Annotated in this window: 20 protein-coding genes; 11 read left to right on the top strand and 9 right to left on the bottom strand. The window is 72.7% G+C overall.

Annotated elements, in window-relative coordinates:
- Positions 1-154 precede the first annotated feature (154 nt).
- From ACQKQD_RS04350 to ACQKQD_RS04365, 4 genes are all read left to right on the top strand, one after another.
- Entirely contained in the window at positions 155-571 is a 417-nt protein-coding gene (locus ACQKQD_RS04350) for a MarR family winged helix-turn-helix transcriptional regulator (protein ID WP_100250916.1), read from the top strand.
- Between the two features lie 29 nt (positions 572-600).
- Complete coding sequence (locus tag ACQKQD_RS04355; protein WP_427507580.1) at positions 601-1,887, top strand: MFS transporter; 1,287 nt, start codon at positions 601-603, stop codon at positions 1,885-1,887.
- A 192-nt stretch (positions 1,888-2,079) separates the two neighbouring features.
- A complete protein-coding gene (locus ACQKQD_RS04360) occupies positions 2,080-3,246 on the top strand; it encodes a multidrug effflux MFS transporter (RefSeq protein WP_427507765.1) in 1,167 nt (388 codons plus the stop codon).
- A gap of 98 nt (positions 3,247-3,344) precedes the next feature.
- Positions 3,345-3,872: a DoxX family protein gene (locus ACQKQD_RS04365; RefSeq protein ID WP_427507581.1), complete on the top strand. Its 528-nt coding sequence runs from the start codon at positions 3,345-3,347 to the stop codon at positions 3,870-3,872.
- Here ACQKQD_RS04365 and ACQKQD_RS04370 read toward each other — a convergent pair whose 3' ends face one another.
- Positions 3,873-5,321, bottom strand: coding sequence for an MFS transporter (locus tag ACQKQD_RS04370; protein ID WP_427507582.1), 1,449 nt, complete (start codon positions 5,319-5,321; stop codon positions 3,873-3,875). It lies immediately after the preceding gene.
- Between the two features lie 207 nt (positions 5,322-5,528).
- On the opposite strand from ACQKQD_RS04370, the gene ACQKQD_RS04375 reads away from it, so the two are divergent.
- The 3 genes from ACQKQD_RS04375 (at position 5,529) to panE (ending at position 9,083) form a co-directional block, all read left to right on the top strand.
- On the top strand, positions 5,529-6,419 hold the full coding sequence (locus ACQKQD_RS04375) for a DUF3313 domain-containing protein (protein WP_020091460.1): 891 nt from the start codon (positions 5,529-5,531) through the stop codon (positions 6,417-6,419).
- 218 nt (positions 6,420-6,637) lie between these two features.
- Positions 6,638-8,131 carry an IMP dehydrogenase gene (gene guaB / locus ACQKQD_RS04380; protein ID WP_091678020.1) on the top strand — a complete coding sequence of 498 codons (1,494 nt, stop codon included), beginning with the start codon at positions 6,638-6,640 and terminating at the stop codon, positions 8,129-8,131.
- Positions 8,132-8,138: 7 nt separating this feature from the next.
- Entirely contained in the window at positions 8,139-9,083 is a 945-nt protein-coding gene (gene panE / locus ACQKQD_RS04385) for a 2-dehydropantoate 2-reductase (RefSeq protein WP_427507583.1), read from the top strand.
- Positions 9,084-9,104: 21 nt separating this feature from the next.
- On the opposite strand, the gene ACQKQD_RS04390 is transcribed toward panE, so the two are convergent.
- Complete coding sequence (locus tag ACQKQD_RS04390) at positions 9,105-9,278, bottom strand: hypothetical protein (protein ID WP_165923052.1); 174 nt, start codon at positions 9,276-9,278, stop codon at positions 9,105-9,107.
- A 155-nt stretch (positions 9,279-9,433) separates the two neighbouring features.
- On the opposite strand from ACQKQD_RS04390, the gene ACQKQD_RS04395 reads away from it, so the two are divergent.
- Complete coding sequence (locus tag ACQKQD_RS04395; protein WP_427507584.1) at positions 9,434-10,792, top strand: RsmB/NOP family class I SAM-dependent RNA methyltransferase; 1,359 nt, start codon at positions 9,434-9,436, stop codon at positions 10,790-10,792.
- 115 nt (positions 10,793-10,907) lie between these two features.
- Positions 10,908-11,921 (top strand): alpha/beta hydrolase, encoded by a 1,014-nt coding sequence (locus ACQKQD_RS04400; protein WP_427507585.1) that lies wholly within the window; start codon positions 10,908-10,910, stop codon positions 11,919-11,921.
- 4 nt (positions 11,922-11,925) lie between these two features.
- On the opposite strand, the gene ACQKQD_RS04405 is transcribed toward ACQKQD_RS04400, so the two are convergent.
- The 4 genes from ACQKQD_RS04405 to ACQKQD_RS04420 all read right to left on the bottom strand — a co-directional run bounded on the left by ACQKQD_RS04405 (position 11,926) and on the right by ACQKQD_RS04420 (position 15,573).
- The gene (locus ACQKQD_RS04405; protein WP_427507586.1) at positions 11,926-13,164 is read right to left on the bottom strand and encodes a peptide ABC transporter permease; all 1,239 of its coding nucleotides are present in this window, start codon (positions 13,162-13,164) and stop codon (positions 11,926-11,928) included.
- A gap of 106 nt (positions 13,165-13,270) precedes the next feature.
- Positions 13,271-13,795, bottom strand: coding sequence for a DUF2937 family protein (locus tag ACQKQD_RS04410; protein ID WP_427507587.1), 525 nt, complete (start codon positions 13,793-13,795; stop codon positions 13,271-13,273).
- 93 nt (positions 13,796-13,888) lie between these two features.
- Positions 13,889-14,902 carry a WD40 repeat domain-containing protein gene (locus ACQKQD_RS04415; RefSeq protein WP_427507588.1) on the bottom strand — a complete coding sequence of 338 codons (1,014 nt, stop codon included), beginning with the start codon at positions 14,900-14,902 and terminating at the stop codon, positions 13,889-13,891.
- Positions 14,899-15,573, bottom strand: a complete 675-nt coding sequence (locus ACQKQD_RS04420; RefSeq protein WP_026604673.1) for a YoaK family protein — start codon at positions 15,571-15,573, stop codon at positions 14,899-14,901. The genes ACQKQD_RS04415 and ACQKQD_RS04420 overlap by 4 nt, the downstream gene beginning before the upstream one ends.
- A gap of 207 nt (positions 15,574-15,780) precedes the next feature.
- Here ACQKQD_RS04420 and ACQKQD_RS04425 point away from each other — a divergent pair, with 207 nt between their 5' ends.
- Both ACQKQD_RS04425 and ACQKQD_RS04430 read left to right on the top strand, forming a co-directional pair.
- A complete protein-coding gene (locus ACQKQD_RS04425; protein WP_020091470.1) occupies positions 15,781-16,212 on the top strand; it encodes a response regulator in 432 nt (143 codons plus the stop codon).
- 24 nt (positions 16,213-16,236) lie between these two features.
- Positions 16,237-16,623 (top strand): photosystem reaction center subunit H, encoded by a 387-nt coding sequence (locus ACQKQD_RS04430; protein ID WP_427507589.1) that lies wholly within the window; start codon positions 16,237-16,239, stop codon positions 16,621-16,623.
- A 29-nt stretch (positions 16,624-16,652) separates the two neighbouring features.
- On the opposite strand, the gene ACQKQD_RS04435 is transcribed toward ACQKQD_RS04430, so the two are convergent.
- The 3 genes from ACQKQD_RS04435 to ACQKQD_RS04445 form a co-directional block, all read right to left on the bottom strand.
- Positions 16,653-17,282 carry a DUF2939 domain-containing protein gene (locus ACQKQD_RS04435; RefSeq protein WP_427507590.1) on the bottom strand — a complete coding sequence of 210 codons (630 nt, stop codon included), beginning with the start codon at positions 17,280-17,282 and terminating at the stop codon, positions 16,653-16,655.
- 24 nt (positions 17,283-17,306) lie between these two features.
- Entirely contained in the window at positions 17,307-17,861 is a 555-nt protein-coding gene (locus tag ACQKQD_RS04440; RefSeq protein WP_427507591.1) for an RNA pyrophosphohydrolase, read from the bottom strand.
- Positions 17,862-17,955: 94 nt separating this feature from the next.
- Complete coding sequence (locus ACQKQD_RS04445; RefSeq protein WP_427507592.1) at positions 17,956-19,191, bottom strand: divergent polysaccharide deacetylase family protein; 1,236 nt, start codon at positions 19,189-19,191, stop codon at positions 17,956-17,958.
- Between the last annotated feature and the right edge of the window lie 166 nt (positions 19,192-19,357).

Below are 19,357 nucleotides of genomic sequence, written 5' to 3' on the forward strand. Positions count from 1 at the left end.
TTCTCCCGAACCGGGTCACTCGCCCAAGCGATAGCAGCGTGACCGGCCGTGTCGATGACAGCGCCCGCCCGTTTCCGGGCCAACGGGTGTCGATCGCTGCGAACCGTCAGCTTCGCCTTGCCGAACGCCCGATGCGTGCATATACACCCATTCCATGAGCGCCCCGTCACCCGAGCCGTGCACCTGCTCCGCCCTGCGTCGCGCCACGCGGGCGCTGACGGCGATCTACGACGCCGCCCTGAAGCCGACCGGGCTCCGCGTGACCCAGTTCGCGATCCTGCGGCTGCTTGACCGGCTCGGACCGGTCCCGGTCTCCCGCCTCGCCGCCGAGGCGGCGCTGGAGCGGACCACGATGGGCCGCAACCTCGACCCGCTCAAGCGCCGCGGCTTCGTCTCGGTCACGCCCGGCGCGGCGGATCCGCGCGAGCGCCGCGTGTCCCTGACCGCGTCGGGCCGCGAGGCCCTCGCGGCCGCGACGCCCTACTGGCGCGAGGCGCAGAGCCGTATCAACGCCCGGGTCGATCCCGCGACCGTCTCCGCCCTGGCGGAGTCCCTGATCTCCGCCGCCTGACCGATCCGCCCCGCTTCCGGAGCCCGTCCATGACCGCCCTGACAGAGACGCGCCCCGGGTCGCGCCTGCACTACGCCTGGATCGTCGTCGCGGTGACTTTCCTGGTTCTGCTCGTCGGGGCCGGGGTCCGGGCCACCCCGAGCGTGCTGATCGTCCCCTGGGAACGGGAATTCGGCTGGACCGCGGCCACGATCAGCGTCGGGATCGCGCTCAACATCTTCCTGTACGGGATGATCGGCCCCTTCGCGGTGGCGATCATCGAGCGGTTCGGCCTGCGGCGCTCGGTCTGCGGTGCGCTCCTGATCCTGGCAATCGGCACCGCCGCCACGAGCCTGATGACCGCGCCCTGGCAGATGGTCCTGCTCTGGGGCCTCGTCGTCGGATCCGGGTCCGGCATGGTGGCCAACGTGCTCGGCGCCACCGTGGCCGGGCGCTGGTTCGCCAAGCGCCGGGGTCTCGTGCTCGGCCTGCTGACCGCGAGCAGCGCCACGGGTCAGCTGGTCTTCCTGCCGATGCTGGCCTCGATCGCGGTGGGGCAGGGCTGGCGCTCCGTCTCGCTGGTGGTCGCCGCCGCGACCCTGGCGCTGATCCCGCTGGCGGCCCTGCTCCTGCGCGACCGGCCGGCGGATCTCGGCCTGCCCCGCTACGGTGAGGACGCGGTGACGCCGACGCCGGTGCTGACCGAGAACCCGGCCGTGCGGGCGCTCCGCGGCCTGCGCATCGGCCTGCGCTCCCGGGATTTCTGGCTGCTCGCCGGCACGTTCTTCATCTGCGGCGCCTCGACCAACGGCCTGATCGGCACCCACCTGATCCCGGCCTGCATCGATCACGGCATCGCCGAGGTCACGGCCGCCGGCCTGCTGGCGCTGATGGGGATCTGCGACTTGGTCGGCACTACGGCGTCGGGTTGGCTCACAGACCGGTTCGACTCGCGCAAGCTCCTGGCCTGGTACTACGGGCTGCGCGGACTCTCGCTGATCTTCCTGCCCTATTCCTTCGACTACAGCTTCTACGGCCTGTCGCTGTTCGCGGTCTTCTACGGGCTCGACTGGATCGCAACCGTGCCGCCCACCGTCCAGCTGGCGGGCAAATCGTTCGGGGAGGAGAACGCCGCGCTGATGTTCGGCTGGATCGCGGCCGCGCACCAGATCGGCGCGGCGTCCGCGGCGTGGCTCGCCGGCATGGTCCGGACCGAGAGCGGCACCTATCTCGGCGCCTTCGTGGCGGCCGGCCTGCTCTGCCTCGTCGCCGCCCTGATGGCCGCCTTCGTGGGCCGCAAGCCCGACGCGCCGGCCCTGCGCCCGCTGCCGGCCTGAACTGCGCGGTGCGGGCAGGGTTGTCACAACTGTGCCGTGAAGGACGAGCCCTGATCGGCCCGTTCCCGCGCACCCCGAGAGCCCGCCGTGACCATCGCGATTCGGCCCGTGCCGCCGGTCCAGGACGACCGCGCCCCGCGGCCCTGGTCCGGGCCGGGCTTCGCCGAGTTCGTCGCCATCATCGCCCTGATGATGGCGGTGACGGCGATCTCCATCGACAACCTGCTGCCCGCCTTCCCGGCCATCGAGGCGCGGTTCGCCGTGGCCGATCCCAACCGGCTGCAGCTCCTCGTCTACGTCTACATGATCGGCTTCGGCTTCGCGCAGATCGTCTACGGGCCGGTCTCCGACGCAATCGGGCGACGGCCGGTGCTGCTGGCGAGCCTCGCCGTCTACGTGATCGGCTGCTTCCTCGCCATGGTGGCGCCGAGCTTCGGCTGGCTGCTCGCCGCCCGGATCATCCAGGGCATCGGCGCCGCCGGCGGGCGGGTGCTGTCGGTGGCGATCGTGCGCGACCGGTTCGCGGGCCGCGAGATGGCGAGCGTCATGTCACTCACCATGATGGTGTTCCTGATCGTCCCGATGATCGCGCCGGCGATCGGCGGCATGATGCTGGCGCTGGGCTCCTGGGTCTACGTCTTCGTCTCGATGCTGGTCCTCGCCTTCTGGCTGACGATCTGGTTCTCCCTGCGGATGCCCGAGACGCTGCACCCGGAATATCGCCGACCGCTCTCGCCGGCCGCGACCTGGGAGGCGATCCGCCTGACGCTGAAGACCCGCGTCGCCGTCGGTTACGCCACCGCGCTTGGGCTGATGACCGGCTGCATCATGGGCTACGTCGGCTCGGCCCAGCAGGTCTTCGATACCGGCCTGTACCACCTCGGCCCGCTCTTCCCGCTGGCCTTCGGGCTCGTGGCCGGCGCGATGGGCGCGGCGACGCTCATCAACGCCCGCGTGGTCCGGCGGCTCGGGATGCGGGCGATGTCGCACAGCGGCGTCATCGCCTTCACGCTCGTCGGCCTCGCGCAGGTCGGCGTCGGGCTGGCCTATCACGGCCACCCGCCGCTGGCCCTGTTCCTGTCGGTCCTCGCGGTGAATCAGTTCCTGATCAGCTTCGCGATGCCGAACTTCAACGCCCTCGCGCTGGAGCCCCTCGGCGCCATCGCCGGCACGGCCTCGTCGTTCCTGGGCTTCTACACCACGATCCTGGGCGCGTTCTGCGGCTTCCTGATCGGCCAGTCCTTCGACGGCACGGTGCTCCCCGTGGCGATCGGCTACGCGGGTCTCGGCGCCCTGTCGCTCCTCGTCGTCGCCTGGACCGAGCGCGGCCGGCTGTTCCGCGGCGGCGTCGGCGGTTGAGGCGTCGGTTGAGGCGTCGGTTGAGGCGTCGTCCTTAACGGGGTCTTCAGCGGAAAGTTGCAACACTGCTGTCCTGATCCACCCGACCGGACACGCCGATGCTCGCCCGCGCCCAGGACGGAACCCTCCTCGTCGCGCGCCTGCTGCTGGCCGCCGCGCTCCTGCCGACCGGGATCGCCCGGGCGCTCAACGTGTCGGGGTTCGCGATGACGCTCGCGGGGGCCGGGATGCCGTTTCCCAACGGCGTCGCCACCGCCGCCGTGGTGGTGCAGGTGTTCGGACCGCTCGCCCTGATCCTCGGCGTCCTGCCGGGGCTCACCGGGCTGGCGCTCGCGCTCTTCGCCGCCGTGACGGCCTTCGTGCTCCACCCGTTCTGGTACTATGTGGGACCCGCCGCGGTCGCCGAGCGCACGCTGATGCTGGCCGATCTCGGCCTCGCCGGCGGGTTCCTCATGTACGCCCTGAGCGGTCCGGGCGCCCTCAGCTGGCAGGGCTGGCGCGCCGGAACCCGCGCCGCGGCGCCGAGCGCGAAGCCCGCCTCCGCGAAGGCCTCCGGCAAGGGTAGCGCGCCGCGGAACGCCGGCAAGCGCGCTGCCGGCCGGCCGCCGGCCCGCGCCGCGGCCTGATCAGCCGTGCCGCGGCCTCATCTCGGTCGTCGGGGCGGGCGGCGCGGCAGACATCTTCCGCCCGGAGATCTCCGCGCCGGCATCCGGCGACAGGTTGCGGAAGGCCAGTGCCGAGGCCGCCGAGATCACGGCGACGGCGAAGAAGGCCGGCCCGAAATCCGAGGCCTGGATCTCCGTTCGGCCGTGGAACCCGGCATTCCCCTCGAGCGCCAGCGCGCCCAGCGTGACGCCGAGGCTGAGCGACAGCTGCTGGCAGACGCTGGCGAAGCTCGTGGCCGCGCTCATCTCCTTCGATTCGAGGTCGGCGTACGCGATGGCGTTGACGCAGGTGAACTGGATCGAGCGCGAGCAGCCGCCGACGAACAGCAGGATCACCATGATCCAGTGGGGCGTCTGCGCGGTGTAGAACCCGTTGACCGCCAGGAAGGCCGAGGCCAGCAGGGCGTTCCAGACCATCAGGGCGCGGAAGCCGGTGCGGCGCAGGATCCGCGGACCCAGAGTCTTCACGAACATCGCGCCGGCCGCCGCCGCGAAGGTGATCAGGCCCGACTGCAGGGCGTCGAGCCCGAAGCCGACCTGCAGCATCAGCGGCAGCAGGAACGGGATCGCGCCGGTGCCGATCCGGAACAGGCTGCCGCCGAGCACCGCGACCCGGAAGGTCGGCCGCCGCATCAGGTCGAGGCGGACGATCGGGTAGGGCACCCGCCGCGCATGTGCCCAGTAGAGCGGCAGGAGCAGCGCGCCCGCGGCGAGGCAGCCCCAGGAGACTTCCGCCGGCAGCAGGTGGCGGCCGAGGGAGGCGAGGCCGAGCATCAGGGCGGCGAGGCCGGTCCCGAGCAGCGCGAAGCCGAGCAAGTCGAGGGGCGGTCGCTCCGGCTCGCGCACGTCCTCGAAGTACAGGCTCGCCAGCACGATCCCGGCGCAGCCGATCGGCAGGTTGATGAAGAAGATCCAGCGCCAGTCGAACCACGTGGTGATCAGGCCGCCGACCGGCGGACCGAGCACCGGGCCGACCAGCGCCGGGAAGGTCAGGTAGGCGAGGGCCGTCACGAGCTGCGATTTCGGCACGCTGCGCAGCACCACGAGGCGCCCGACCGGCACCATCATGGCGCCCCCCATGCCCTGGAGGAAACGCGCGGCGACGAACCACGCGAGGCCGTTCGCGGCCGCACAGGCGAGCGAGCCCGCCATGAAGACCACGAGGGCCGCGCGGAACACCGTCCGCGACCCGTACCGGTCCGCCATCCAGCCGCTCACCGGGATGAAGATCGCGAGGCTGACCAGGTAGGAGGTCAGCGCCAGCTTGAGGGCGATCGGGTCCTCGTGGAGGCTCGCGGCGATGCTCGGGAGCGCCGTGGCGATCACCGTGGAATCGGTGTTCTCCATGAACAGCGCGGTGGCGACCGTCAGGGGGACGATCCAGAGCGGTCTTTGGGTGGTCGCGGGCATCACACAGCAGACGCATGTCGCGCCGCCGCGGTTGCACGGCAGCGCGGCCACCTCGCACCCTCATGTTTCGCGAATGTATCCATCGTGCAACAGAGGTTGAGCCGCGGCGCGGAGCCACCTTTTTTGCGGGTGCGCCAATGGCTAAGTTTCCATCACGCGTCCGTGAGGCCGCTCCAGCCGGCCCGGCGCCGGCGCGCGAGGATTTCGATGCAGCCCAGCCCCAGCAAGGTCCGCTCCGTGGCGCGGATCGCCGCCGGCGTCGCCCTTCTCTCGATGGTCGCCGCCTGCGGCACTGTCCTGCTCAACGATCGCGGCTCGCTGACACGCTACGACCGGCTGAAGTCCAGCGATCAGGTCGCCTCGGCCTCGCGGATCTACGTCGACCGGCCGGCCCTGGCGAAGGCCCGCACCGTCCGCATCATCCCGACGGCGTTCCACGCCGACGTGTCCGGCGCCGCCCCGCTGACGGCCGCCGAGCGGCGGCTCATCGCCAACGCCGCCGACCGGGCGCTGTGCTACGACCTGTCGCTGAAGTACGACATCGTCACCAGCCGTGACGCCGACCTGACCGTGCGGGCGCAGGTCACCCGCGTCGATCCGACGGACCTGCTCGGTGCCGGCGCGACGATCGCGGGCTCGGCGGGCGTGACGGTCGCCTCGCAGCTCGGCCTGAGCTTCGCCGAGGGTGTCGGGCGCGTGCCGATTCCGCGCGTGCCGATCGGGCTCGGGAGCCTGACGGTCGAGGCCGAGGCTCTGGACCGGCGCCGCGAGCAGCGGGCCGCCATGGTCTGGGGCGGAGCGGCCAACTCGTTCACCAGCCAGCCGCGCTTCTCCCGCGCCAGCGACGCCTACGACCTCGCCGGCGAGTTCGGCCAGGATTTCGGCTACATGCTGGCGACCGGCGACGACCCGTTCACCGCCCCCAACACGATCCCGACCTGGGACCGGATCCGCATCACCACCCTGGGCGAGGCGCCCCTCGACCCGGACTGCGAGGCCTTCGGCCGCGCGCCGGGCATCGACGGCATGCTCGGCGACTATATCGGCCTGCCGCCCGAATACACCGACAAGGGCCCGGCCACGCCGGCGATGCGCTGAGGCGCCCGCGCCAACTCCGCGTCTGACCGCAGACGTCCGTTCATGGCACTGACGCGCCCGTCGAGCGGGCGTGGATAAGCCTCGAGCCATGCGCGTTTTCGCGCTGCGACGCATCAACCGCGCATTGGCGCCTTCGCGGAGCCCGTGATACTGGCACTTGCCAACCCGATCCCCCAGCGCGGCCTCCACGCGCGCTGCCGTCCGAGGAAAGTTGGCACATGGCCCGAGTAGAAACCGCATCGATCATCGAGGGACTCACCTTCGACGACGTGCTCCTGCGGCCCGCCGCCTCCTCGGTGATGCCGACCGAAGTCAACGTCGCCTCGCGGCTGACCCGCACGATTCCGCTGAACCTGCCGATCCTCGCCTCGGCGATGGACACGGTCACCGAAGCGCCGATGGCCATCGCCATGGCGGCCAACGGCGGCATGGGCGTCATCCACCGCAACCTCGAGCCGCCGGAGCAGGCCGAGCAGGTCCGCCTCGTCAAGAAGTACGAGTCCGGCATGGTGATGAACCCCATCACCATCCACCCCGACGAGACGCTCGCCGACGCCTTCGAGGTGATGAAGCTCAACCGGATCTCCGGCATCCCGGTGGTCGAGCGCGGCCCCAACGGCTCGCGGGGCAAGCTCGTCGGCATCCTGACCAACCGCGACGTCCGCTTCGCGACGAACTCCAACCAGCCGGTCGCCGAGCTGATGACCCGCGACCGCCTGATCACGGTCCGCGAGGGCGTGACCCAGGACGAGGCCAAGCGGCTGCTTCACCAGTTCCGGATCGAGAAGCTGCTGGTCGTCGACGACCATTACCGCTGCATCGGCCTGATCACCGTCAAGGACATCGAGAAGCGCGTCGCCTACCCGAACGCCGTCAAGGACGAGCAGGGGCGGCTGCGCGTCGCCGCCGCCACGACGACGGGCGACAGCGGCTTCGAGCGGGCCGAGCGCCTGATCGACGCCGGCTGCGACGTGATCGTGGTCGACACCGCCCACGGCCACTCGATCAAGGTGCTCGATGCCGTCGCCCGCGTGAAGCAGCTCTCGAACGCCGTTCAGGTCATCGCCGGCAACGTCGCGACGCGGGACGGCGCCAAGGCGCTGATCGACGCCGGCGCCGACGCCATCAAGGTCGGCATCGGCCCGGGCTCGATCTGCACGACCCGCATCGTGGCGGGCGTGGGCGTGCCGCAGCTCACCGCGCTGATGGAGGCGGTCGAGGCGGCCGGCGAGGCCGACGTCCCGGTCATCGCCGACGGCGGCATCAAGTATTCGGGCGACCTCGCCAAGGCGATCGCGGCCGGCGCCTCTGTGGCGATGCTCGGCTCGCTGCTCGCCGGCACCGACGAGGCGCCCGGCGAGGTGTTCCTTTATCAGGGCCGCTCCTACAAGTCGTACCGCGGCATGGGCTCGGTGGGCGCCATGGCCCGCGGCTCGGCCGACCGCTACTTCCAGGCCGAGGTGAACGACACCCACAAACTCGTGCCGGAGGGTATCGAGGGGCAGGTCCCCTACAAGGGCCCGGTGGGCAACGTCCTGCACCAGCTCGCCGGCGGCCTGCGCGCCGCCATGGGCTACGTCGGCGGCGCCACGATCCCCGAGTTCCAAGAGCGGGCGCAGTTCATCCGCATCACCAATGCCGGCCTGCGCGAGAGCCACGTGCACGACGTGACGATCACCCGCGAGAGCCCGAACTACCCGTCGCGGACCTGAGGGACCGATGCGCACGCTGATCGTCGGGGCCGGCGCGACCGGCGGCTATTTCGGGGCGCGCCTCGCCGAGGCGGGCGCCGACGTGACCTTCCTGGTCCGGCCGGCGCGGGCGGCGAAGCTGGCGGCGGACGGCCTGAACGTCCGCTCGCCGCTCGGCGACCTGCATCTGCCCGCTCCGCCCACCGTCACGGCCGATAGGCTGGCCGGGGCCGGGCGGTTCGACCTGATCCTGCTGTCGTGCAAGGCCTACGACCTCGACAGCGCCGTCGCTGACCTCGCGCCGGCCGTGGGCCCCGACACCGCGATCCTGCCCGTGCTCAACGGCATGTCGCATCTCGACGTGCTCGACGCCCAGTTCGGTACGGACCGCGTTCTCGGCGGTTCGTGCGCGATCGCCGCGACGCTCGCGCCGGACGGCGCGATCCGCCACATGAGCGAGCTGTGCAGCATCACCTACGGCGAGCGGGACGGGTCGCGCTCGGCGCGGATCGAGGCGGTCGACGCGCTGATGCGCGGCCTCAAGTTCCAGCCGCGCCTGAGCGACGTAATCCTGCAGGAGATGTGGGAGAAGTGGGTGTTCCTGGCGACGCTCGCCGGGGCGACCACGCTGATGCGCGCCGCGGTCGGCGACATCGTGGCGGCGCCCGAGGGCACCGCGCTGATCTCTGCGCTGCACGCCGAATGCACGAGCGTCGCCGCGGCCAGCGGCTACGAGCCGCGCGCCGTCGTGGCCGAGCGGGCGCGGGCGCAGCTGACGGCGGCCGGGTCCACCTTCACGGCCTCGATGCTGCGCGACATCGAGAACCGGGGTCGCATCGAGGCGGACCACGTGATCGGCGACCTGATCGCCCGCGGCCAGCGGCTGGCGCCGGAGGTGCCGTTCCCGCTCCTGGCCGCGGTCTATACCGGCCTCAAGGCCTACGAGGCCCGCCGGGCGCGGGAGGCGGCCTGAGCCGCGCCCCGCGCGGACGCCTCAGTAGCGGCCGGGCGGCGGCGGGGGCGGGTTGCCGTATTCGAGCTGCGTCTTGGCATCGACCCGCGGACGCGGCACCGGCGTCAGCTCCGGCTGGGCGGCGGGCGCGCTCGCGCAGGCGGCGAGCGAGGCGGTGACCAGGGCCGCGAGGGCGACGCGAACGGTGGACGTCATGGGCTGGGGTACTCCCGGGATGCGCCCGCCATCGGACCAGTCTGGTCCGGCGGGGGCGGATGCCATACGACACGCGGCGGCCCGCACGGCGGACCGCCCGCAGCACGGTCTGCGCCGCGAAGGTGCAGGAAGCTCGGCCGTAACGTGGCGGCATCGTGGGCCAAGCGTGGCCGTTTCACGTCGTCATTGACGCATTCCGAAGGATCCGACCCCTGACCCCCGCCGCTCGCTGCTCCGCCGCCATCGAAGTCCTCACCGATATCGCCGAGCGGCGCCGGCCGGCCGCCGACGCCCTGAAGGACTGGGGTCTCGCCCACCGCTTCGCCGGCTCGGGCGACCGCGCGGGCATCGCCAGCCTCGTGTACGACGCCCTGCGGCGGCGGGCGTCGGCGGCCTGGATCATGGGCGCGGACACGCCGCGGGCCGTCCTGATCGGCACGCTACGCCTCCAGCAGGGGCTCGCGGCGGGTTCGGTCGCGACCCTGTTCACCGGCGAGCGCTTCGCGCCGGCTCCCCTCAGCAACGACGAGCGCGCGCGCCTCGACGGCGGGACGCTGCAGGACGCGCCGCCGGAGGTGGCGGGCGACGCGCCGGCCTTCGTGCTCCCGGACCTCGCGGCCACGCTCGGCGACGACCTCGTTCCGGAGCTGAAGGCGCTGGCGCGGCGCGCGCCCCTCGATATCCGCGTGAACGCCCTGCGCGGCGACCGCGACGCGATCCTGCCGGCGCTCGCGGCCTACGACGCCGCGCCGACACCGCACGCGCCGGCGGGCCTGCGCGTCCCGATCGGCGCCGACGGGCGCGGTCCGGCGCTCCACGTCGAGGCCGAGTTCCTGGAGGGCTGGTACGAGATCCAGGACGAGGGCTCGCAGCTCGCCGCGCTCCTCGCCGCGCCGCGCGCCGACGAGACCATCGTCGACCTCTGTGCGGGCGGCGGCGGCAAGACCCTGGCCCTCGCGGCGGAGACCGGCAACGGCGTCCGCCTGATTGCCACCGACGGCGATCCGCGCCGGCTCGCGCCGATCCACGAGCGCCTGCGCCGGTCCGGTGCGCTGGCCGAGGTGCGAACCCCGCGCAGCGGCAAGGCGCGCGCCGACGTCCTGGAGGATCTCGACGGCAAGGTCGACCGGGTCGTGGTCGACGCGCCCTGCACCGGGTCCGGCACGTGGCGCCGGAATCCGGATGCCAAATGGCGGCTGCGGCCCGGAAGCCTCGCGCTGCGAACCGCCGAGCAGGCGCAGGTCCTCGATCGGGCGGCGCGACTCGTCAGGCCCGGCGGCCGGATCGTCTACATCACCTGCTCGCTGCTCTCGGCGGAGAACGACGCGGCCGTCTCCGGCCTCCTGTCGGGCTGGCGCGGCCGCTTCGACGTCGTCCCCGCGGACGAGGTGCTGGCAACAGGGCCGGATTCGCTCCGGTCAGCCGTGCGGAAGACGGCCCACGGGATCCAGATGAGCCCGCTGCGGACCGGGACCGACGGCTTCTACGTCGCCGTCATCGCGCGAAAGAGCTGAGGCGCGCCGCCGCGACGGAACCCGCCTCGCGTCCTTGGGCGTTGCCCCCGCGCTCCCGCGGGAGCCGGGCTCGCCGGGGGGCGGTCCCGCGCGCGGCCTCACCCGGGAGATGCCTTTGCGCCTCGACCGCCGTCTCCTGCTCGCCGGTCTCGGAAGCGTCCTCGGGCTGCGCAACGCCCGGGCGGAAGGGCCGGCGGAGACGGCACCGCAGCCCGCGCCGCACGAGTCGATCCGGGCTCTGCCGCGCTCGCTGCCCGGCGCGGATCTGCAGGTGATCGAGCTGTGGCCCGGCGCGCCGCCGGGCGGCGGCGACGGGCCGAACCCGGACGGCTACCGCTACGTCGAGGGGACGTTCGGCGACGTCACCCGGGTCGCGCGGCCCTGTCTGCTGGTCATGCGGCCGGCCAATCCCAACGGCGCCGCGATGATCGTCGCGGCGGGCGGCGGGTACGAGTTCATCGCCCTCGGCAACGAGGGCGTCCCGGTCGGCCGCGTCCTGAACGCGGCCGGCATCACGGTCTTCCTCCTCGTCTACCGCCTGCCCGCGGAGGGCTGGGGCTCGGGGCCGGACGCGCCGCGCCAGGATGCCCAGCGCGCTCTCCGGCTGGTCCGGGCGCGCGGCGCCGAGTTCGGCATCGATCCAGCGCGGGTCGGCGTCCTCGGCTTCTCGGCGGGCGGCCACCTCATGGGCGAGACCGCCGTCGGGAGCGCCCGGGACCTGTACGCGGGCGTCGACGCCGCGGACGCCCAGCCGATCCGGCCCGCGCTGGCCGGTCTGATCTACCCCGTCATCACCATGCGCAAGCCGTTCGACCGGACCGCGACCCGCCGCATCCTCGTCGGCGACGACGTCACCCCCGACGAGATGAAGACCTACTCGGTGGACCTGCAGGTCGGGCCGGAGACGCCGCCGACCTTCCTCGTCCAGGCGATCGACGATCCCGTCGCCGTGGCCGACCATCCGCTGCTGATGTTCTCGGCGCTGCGCAAGGCGCGGGTGCCGGCCGAGCTGCACCTGTTCGAGCGCGGCGGCCACGGCTTCGGGCTCGGCGCGCCCGGGACACCCGTGGCGGCCTGGCCGGGCCTGTTCCTGGCCTGGATCCGCCTGCACGGCTTCCTGCGTGCCTGACCGCTCACTCGCCCCGCGTCTGCAGGCGATGCAGCTTGGCGACCTTCGGCCGGCTGGTCCGGAACTGGCCGCGCTCCACCGCGACGAATACCAAGATCGCGATGGCGACCGTCGTGAGCCACCAGACGGCAGTCAGCCCGACGCTCAGGCAGGCCACCGTGAAGGCGGCGGCGAAGCAGCCCATCGCGCCGGGAACGACGGCCGGGCCGTCCCGGCCGGCCCGCCGGATCGAGGCGTAGAGGGCGAAGGCGGCGGCGAGGGCGCCGACGATGCCGAGCTCGTACCAGAACTCGAAGAGCGCCGTGGTCGGTGCGTTGGCCGGCAGGAGGCCGACCAGGCGTCCGCGCAGGGCCGTCTCGAACCCGTGCCCTGTGATCAGCCGCACCGGATCGGAGGTGACGACCTTCTGCCAGCTCTTCAGCGACAGCACCGCGGGGGCGACCGGCCCCAGGAGCGCGGCTCCGACCGGCCGCGCCAGGAAGGGGAGCAACGGCGCCGCCGCCAGCAGGGCGGCCGAGAGGAGAGCGGTGAGCGTCACCCCGAGCCGCGGCCGGTAGCTCGTCACCGCGAAGGCGACGGCGCCGACCGACAGGGCGGCGATCTGCGTCCCGTCAGGCTGGACCGTGAGCGCCAGGGCGACGAGCAGCGCGAGGCCCAGCGCCTCCCGGTCGCGGCGGCGGGACCGCAGCCACGCGAGGGCCGGCCAGAGCAGCAGGATGAGCAGGACGAGGCCGCGATCGAGGGCCCCGTCATCCTCGACTCCGGGCGGCGCGATGTGGGCGCCGAACAGCCCGAGCATGATCGCCACGATCGCGCCCGCCACGACACCGAGCGGCAGGAGGTAGAGGTTGGCCGAGCGCATCCTGTCGGGGAGGGCGAGGTAGCCCAGAAGGGCGAGGCCGATGGTTGCGCCGAGATTGGCCAGCCGCTCCAGCGCCGGCCCGAGGAAGGGCGTCCAGGTCAGCGAGAGCGCCGACCACAGCACGACCAGCATGCCCGCCAGGAAGGCCGGAGCCGTCAGGAGGCGATAGGTCGCCGGACGGACCGGACGCTGGCGCCGGTCGATGACGCTGGCGATGATCAGGAGGATCACGGCGATCGGCGCGAGGATCACCGAGGCGCGTCGTGCGACCTGCGCGAGGACGGGGAGAACCACGAAGAGGCCGAAGAAGCCGATACGCCGCAGCAGCGCGGCGGCGTCGAGCGCCGGATCGATGGTGGTGGAGTTCGACGCGCGCGGCATCTTGCGCCTTCTCCCGGACCGGGACGGCCGGATCCCTGCTCGATACGCAAGGCTCGCGCAAGCTGCTGTAGACGTTGCGCCACAGTCTGGCCCGCGCGAACGGCGCTCAGGCGACGGTCGCGGTCTCCCGCGGGCGCCGGCGTGCGGCCCGCCGGCCGACATCCGACGCGACGCGCCAGCCGCCCCACGCGACGAAGAATCCGATCAGACCCGCGGCCAAGCCGTCGGCGTTCGTGGGCACAGCCGGGCTGAAGTCGTGATAGGCGGCCTCGGCCACCGGCACGTCAGGGTCGCGGAGCATCGCCACCACACGTCCGAGTGGGCTCGTCGCCGCATTCAGGGCCTGCTGCTGGGCGCTCAGGCGGGCGAGACGGGCGATGTCGGCCCGGGCGGCCTCGCCGCGGCGGGCGACGAGCTGGTCCGGGCTGGCGCGCAGCCGGTCGACGGCACCCTCGCGCGTCGTCCCGGAGGCCTGCGCGTCGGATTCGAGGACGGCCACCTGCCGACGCAGCTCGTCCGCGGCGCCCCCGAGGCGCTGCGCGTATTGCTGCGCGAATTCCGGGGCCTGCGCGGCGACCAAGCCTCCGAGCAGGCCGAGGGCGAGGCCGAAGGTGCGGAACACGCGAAACATGCCTGGCCTCCGGCGGGGGAATCGACCCCCGACAAAGAGCATGCGCGGGGCGGTGGTTCCAGCCGCGGGTGCGACGACCCCTGACCCTGCGTCTCAGCCCGGCAGCGTGAGGAGGCCGGCCTTGCCGTCGGCGCAGCCGAACAGCAGGCGGCCGCCGCGCGCGTCCCAGCCGAGCGCCGTGACGCCGCTCCCCTGGACGGCCGGTCGCACCAGCAACTCGGCCGCGTCGGTGAAGCGGACGAGCAGGATGCAACCGTCCTCGTAGCCCATGGCCAGGACCGGCGCCTTCGGGTGGAACGCCACGCGGGAGACGCGGGCCGGGCGGACGCCGCATTCCCGCGGGGCCTTGCCGGTCGGACCTTCCTTGGAATCGAAGGGCCACACGATCGCCGCCTCGGCCCCGCTGGTGGCGAGCCAGTTCCCGTCGAACGACCACGACATCGAGCGGACCTTGCCGGGATAGCCCGACATCCGCATGTGCCCGCGATCCGGCTGGAGGCGCCAGCCGTGCAGGCTGTTCTCCTGCATGGTCGATACCACGAAGCGCCCGTCCGGCGACCACGTGACGTCGATATGCGAGCCCTTCCAGGTGATCACCTCGGCCGGCGCCTCCAGATTGGGGTACCAGAGGCTCACGCCGTTGTAGTGGGCGACGCCGAGCCGGTAGCCCTTGGGCGCGAAGACGAGGCCGCGGGCGGAGGACGGCGCCTCGAAGGTCTTCTCGCGGCCCTTCGCGTCGCGGGCCACGACGGTCCGGCCGGCCGACCACGCCACCGCGCCGTCGGGATGGGCGGCGAGCGCGTCGATCCAGGCGCCGCCCTTGGCGAGGCCGAGCTGCTCCATCGCGCCGTCGGCGCGGATCGCCACCACGCGGCCGTCGTCGCCCCCGGTGAGCAGCCGGTCGACGCCGCCGGCCGCGACGAGGATCCCGCTGTCGGGATGGGCGGTGACGCGGGCGATCCCGTCCTCCCGCACCAGCGCGACCGTGCCGTCGCTGAGTGCCAGGGCCGGCACGTCCTTGAGGAAATGCGCGGCGAGCACGTGCTCGCCGGGCTCCAGCGCGGCGACGTGACTGGTGAGGGACGGGTTGCTGACGGGGCTGCTCATGTCGGGGGGACATTTGCGGCCGGCGGCGCGGTGCGCAAGACCAGGAAGGCGGTAATCAACGCCAGGCCACCCGAGATCGCCGCCGGGGCGATCAGCGCGTAGAGACCGAATTGCTGATAGGCCCGCGCGCCCAGGTAGGCGCCGAATAGCAGCGAGATCCAGACGGAGGCGTCGCCGAGCCAGCCGAGCGGATCTCCGGTGCGGGTCAGGGCCTGCGCGATCTTCTGGCCGAGGCTGAACAGCGCGCCGGTGACGAAGGTGGTGCCGGCCCGGAAGCCCTTCACCTGCGCCAGGACCGCGTTCTGGGATCCCATCGCCAAGGCGACGAAGAAGGCCGCGACGCCGAGTTCGGGCGACTGGAGTCCGAGCCCCAGACCGGCGAGGATCAGGAGCGACTCGTAGGCGAGGACCGCCGGCGTCGCCCAGCGCGGCGGCACCAGGATCGCCAGCCCGCTCCCGAGGACCGATCCCGTCAGGAACGCCAGGATCAGGATCGCCGGGAGGATCATGTGGTGCAGCTCGACCTGGGCGCCGAGAACGGCGAGCTGCGTGGTGTTGCCGCTCATGAAGGATGTGTAGAGGCCGCCGAGCCGTACGAAGCCGAGGGCGTCGACGTAGCCGGCCATACCGGTGAGGAGCAGGCCGACGCCCAACTGAGCCGGGCGGTTCACGGTTCGGCCCCGCGGTCGCAGATCGGTAACGCTCTGTTAACCATTCGGACGCCTTCGTTCAGGGGTGACGGGCCGCGGTTAACGCGTCGCTCACCAAACCCGAGCAATTCGATGCAAACACGGTGAACGCCGCGTCGGAAGGGGTCGTTGCCCCAGCGATCCGGCTCGGGAACACCGTGCCCCCGCCGGGTGAGTGGGAGTTGCGTCATGGTTCCGTTCGCCGCCGCGTTCGTCTGCCCGACCCTGCCCGTCCCGGACCGGGGGGCCGCCACGATCCTGGTCGTCGAGGATGAGCCGACCGTGTGCGAGCTGGCCGCCGAGGCGCTCCTCGAAGAGGGGTACCGGGTGCTCACCGCCGCGGATGCCTGGGAAGCCGAGGCGATCCTGGCCCGGGAGAGCGTCGACCTGCTCTTCACCGATATCGATCTGGCCCGCAACACGGACGGCCTGTCGCTCGCCCGGTGCGCCCGCCGGCTCTCGCCCGACCTCCCGGTCGTCTACACCTCCGGGGGCCGGGCTTCCCTGGCGGGCTGCGAGGCCGTTCCGGGCTCGGTCTTCGTGCCGAAGCCCTACCGTCCGAGCCAACTCGTGGCGCTGACGCAGGATGTCCTGCGCGCCGCGCCCCTGCACACCCTCTGAACTGGATCTTCGAGGATCACCGCCATGTGGCGCTCTCTTCCCGCACTCGGTCTCGCCCTCGCCGCCGCGGTCGCCGCATCGCCGGCCCGGGCCGCCTGCGACGTGAAGGGCGCGCAGATCGAGGAGGCGATCGCCAAGAAGAGCGAGCTGCGCGAGGACGCCAACGCCCAGCTGGTGCGCGATCTGCGGACTCTGCGCGACGCCGCGATCGTCCTCGAGAGCTACAAGTTTCCCGGCGAGTGCGAGGTCCTGCTGGGGATCGTGCGCTCCCTGCTCGCCAATCCGGGCAAGACCATCGAGCAGAGCGGCGACACCGACGAGGAGAAGGCCGAGGACCTGATCGAGGCGCGCGAGCCCAAGGCCGCGCCGGGCGAGCCCAAGGCCGCGCCGGGCGAGCCGAAGGCGAAGTAGCGCCTCGCCGTCCGGGCCGCCGCGCCGCCTCAGCGCTCCTCGCCGGCACTGGCCCCGATCTTGGCGCGTGCCAGGGCGCGGCTGAGCTTGGCGGCGATCTGCGCGCGCAGCATCTCCGCCATCTCGATATCCACGAGGCGCCAGCTCAGGCCGCGCAGCCGCAGCCGGATCCGCGTGCGCTCTGCGCGCGACCCTTCCGGCGGGATCGGGATCACGACCGCGCGGAAGCCGCGCATCTCCAGGGCCGCGTAGTACGGCATGAGCCGCCCGAAGCCGCGGATGACCAGGCCCTCCGGCCGTGTGCCGGCCGGGCGCTCGAGGTCGAGCTTGTCGGGCCAGCCATTGGCCAGCAGGTCCATCACCGTCTCCGGCGTCACCATCGTCTCCGCGAGCGCCAGGGCGAGGCCGTAGGCGGCGTCGTTGAGACGCTGGCGGTCGCGGGGCTCGAGGTCAGGATCGGTCTCGGACGCCGCGCGCATCGCGGCGGTGATCTGCCGGACGAGCGACAGGCGCAGCGTCCGGAAGTTCACGTGGCCCTCGACATAGGTGGCATCGTGCCGGCGCACCGCCTGCGCCAGGTCGTAGAGCGACCAGAGCGGGCTCATCGTGAAGGCGAGCCACGCCAGGGCGAGGGCGACCGGGACCGCGAGCCAGCGCACGGCCTCAGCGCCCCGTCCGCGCGGTCATGACCGCGCCGCCCATCGATCGAGGCCGGCGAAGGCGGCCACGACGCGCTCGTAGACCGGCCGCTTGAAGGGAACGATCAGGTCCGGAAGCTCGGAGAGCCGCGCCCACCGCCAGGCGTCGAACTCCGCCTTGTGGGCGCCGCCGCCGGGCCGGAGCACGTCGATCAGATCCTCGCTGCCGACGAAGCCGTAGGCGAACCATTTCTGCGTCTGTCCGCGGTAGCGGCCCTTCCAAGCCTGCTTCATCACCGCCGGCGGCAGATCGTAGGGGAGCCAGTCCGGAATCTCGGCCAGGAGCTTCACGGCCTCGGGCGGAACGTTGGTTTCCTCGTAGAGTTCGCGGCGGGCGGCGGCCTCCGCGTCCTCGCCGGGATCGATGCCGCCCTGCGGCATCTGCCACATGTGCGGACCGTCGACGTGCTCGGGACCGGCATCCTTGCTGCGACGCCCGACGAAGACGCCGCCGGACGGCGCGATCAGGGCGATGCCCACGCAGGGGCGGTAGGGCAGGGCGATGCCCGGGTCGGAATCCGTTACCATCGCGGCGACCATAGGTCAGGGGGAGGCGAGGCGGCAACGTCGACCAAGTCTTCACCGGCCCGGAAGGCGCCGGATCTACTTGCGCTGACTTTGGACACGGACACGCTCAATCGGCAGTCGAGACCCGCTTATCGCGGACGCCCCGCAGCGCCACGCTCGCCGGCACGAGGCGCAGCCCACGCGAGTCGATCTCCTTCGCCCAGCGGGCGATCCGATCGATGCTCAGCGGTGTCCCGGTCGCCGAGACCAGGGCGAAGCCGTTGGCGCGGGCCCGGGCTTCGGCCTGGGCGAGCGCGGCGTCGATCGCGTCGGCGCGCGGCGTGGCGTCGAGGACGATCTCGGCACGGGCCACCGGCGTCTTGCCCTTGTTGGCGGGCGCCGCCGCGGGTTTCGGGGCCGTGCCGTCATCGAGGAACCCGAGACCGCGGGCGCCGATCTCGCGCAGGACCGGCTCGAAAGCCGCGTCGGCCATCAGCTTGGAGCCCATGAAGTTCACCGCGCCGACGTAGCCCGGGAAGCGGCTCATCGCCCAGGCGAGGCGGTCCGCGTTCTCCGGTCCCCGCAGCGCGGTCAGCAGCGTCTGCGGACCCGGATCGCTGTCGGGATAGTCGAAGGGTTCCATCGGGAGTTGCAGGAAGATCTCGTGGCCGGCGTCCCGCGCGCGCGCCGCGGCGCGCTCGGCCTCGCCCCCGTAGGGTAGGAAGGCGAGGCTCACGGCGGCGGGCAGGCGCGCGGTGGCGCCCGCGGTCGCGGCCTGACCGACGCCGAGACCGGTCACCACAATCGCGATGCGCGGCCCGCTGCCGGCCTCCTCGGTCCGGGCGTAGACGTCGAGGGCGCGGATGCGGCCCTCGCCGAGCTTCGGCATGAGACCGTGGCGGCCCGCCTCGCTGATCCGCGGGTCGGGGGCCTGGGCGAGACGGGGGGCGCTCGGCGGCGGCACGCGGATCACCACCGCCTCGCTAGGCCCGCTGCCGGCTGGGCGCACGACCGTCACCCCGGACGCGGTCTCGACCTCCTCGGCGCTGCGCTGGAGGGGCGCCGTTCCCGGCGCCGTCGTGATGACCTGGGGCTGCTGAGCGACCGGGGCCTGTGCGGCCGGACGGGCCGCGGGTTCGCGCATCGCGATCGCCACCTGGACCCGGGGTTCACCGCCCTGGGGGTCGCCCAGCGCGAGCACCAGGCCGGCCGCCACCGCGAAGCCGGCCGCGAGCGCCGCGGCCGCGACCCGGGGCCTGCGGACAGCCGCGATCAGCCGTCCGATCCGGCCTGCGGGCTGCTCCGGCGCCGCCTCCGGCACCCCGAGGGGGCGCGTGAGGATATCGTCGGTGGACTCGGTCAAGCGGCTCTCGATACGGGATCGCGGTTCCTGCGCCGGTCGGCGCGGTCCCAACCCTCGCATCCATTGCGGCCGGGTATGGTTAACGTTCCGCTAACGCCCGGTCCCAGAACGGGAAATCCCGCCCGGCGGGTGGCCGGACGGGATCGGGTCAGAGGGGCGCGGGGTT

It is taken from the genome of Methylobacterium sp. NPDC080182 (assembly GCF_050281105.1).
Lineage (GTDB): Bacteria > Pseudomonadota > Alphaproteobacteria > Rhizobiales > Beijerinckiaceae > Methylobacterium.

Coding starts and splice junctions, on each gene's coding strand:
- ACQKQD_RS04375 (WP_020091460.1), top strand. CDS start 5,529: ATGCAGCCCAGCCCCAGCAAGGTCCGCTCCGTGGCGCGGATCGCCGCC.
- ACQKQD_RS04390 (WP_165923052.1), bottom strand. CDS start 9,278: ATGACGTCCACCGTTCGCGTCGCCCTCGCGGCCCTGGTCACCGCCTCG.
- ACQKQD_RS04425 (WP_020091470.1), top strand. CDS start 15,781: ATGGTTCCGTTCGCCGCCGCGTTCGTCTGCCCGACCCTGCCCGTCCCG.
- ACQKQD_RS04370 (WP_427507582.1), bottom strand. CDS start 5,321: ATGCCCGCGACCACCCAAAGACCGCTCTGGATCGTCCCCCTGACGGTC.
- panE (WP_427507583.1), top strand. CDS start 8,139: ATGCGCACGCTGATCGTCGGGGCCGGCGCGACCGGCGGCTATTTCGGG.
- ACQKQD_RS04365 (WP_427507581.1), top strand. CDS start 3,345: ATGCTCGCCCGCGCCCAGGACGGAACCCTCCTCGTCGCGCGCCTGCTG.
- ACQKQD_RS04415 (WP_427507588.1), bottom strand. CDS start 14,902: ATGAGCAGCCCCGTCAGCAACCCGTCCCTCACCAGTCACGTCGCCGCG.
- ACQKQD_RS04410 (WP_427507587.1), bottom strand. CDS start 13,795: ATGTTTCGCGTGTTCCGCACCTTCGGCCTCGCCCTCGGCCTGCTCGGA.
- ACQKQD_RS04360 (WP_427507765.1), top strand. CDS start 2,080: ATGGCGGTGACGGCGATCTCCATCGACAACCTGCTGCCCGCCTTCCCG.
- ACQKQD_RS04350 (WP_100250916.1), top strand. CDS start 155: ATGAGCGCCCCGTCACCCGAGCCGTGCACCTGCTCCGCCCTGCGTCGC.
- ACQKQD_RS04430 (WP_427507589.1), top strand. CDS start 16,237: ATGTGGCGCTCTCTTCCCGCACTCGGTCTCGCCCTCGCCGCCGCGGTC.
- ACQKQD_RS04355 (WP_427507580.1), top strand. CDS start 601: ATGACCGCCCTGACAGAGACGCGCCCCGGGTCGCGCCTGCACTACGCC.
- guaB (WP_091678020.1), top strand. CDS start 6,638: ATGGCCCGAGTAGAAACCGCATCGATCATCGAGGGACTCACCTTCGAC.
- ACQKQD_RS04440 (WP_427507591.1), bottom strand. CDS start 17,861: ATGGTCGCCGCGATGGTAACGGATTCCGACCCGGGCATCGCCCTGCCC.
- ACQKQD_RS04405 (WP_427507586.1), bottom strand. CDS start 13,164: ATGCCGCGCGCGTCGAACTCCACCACCATCGATCCGGCGCTCGACGCC.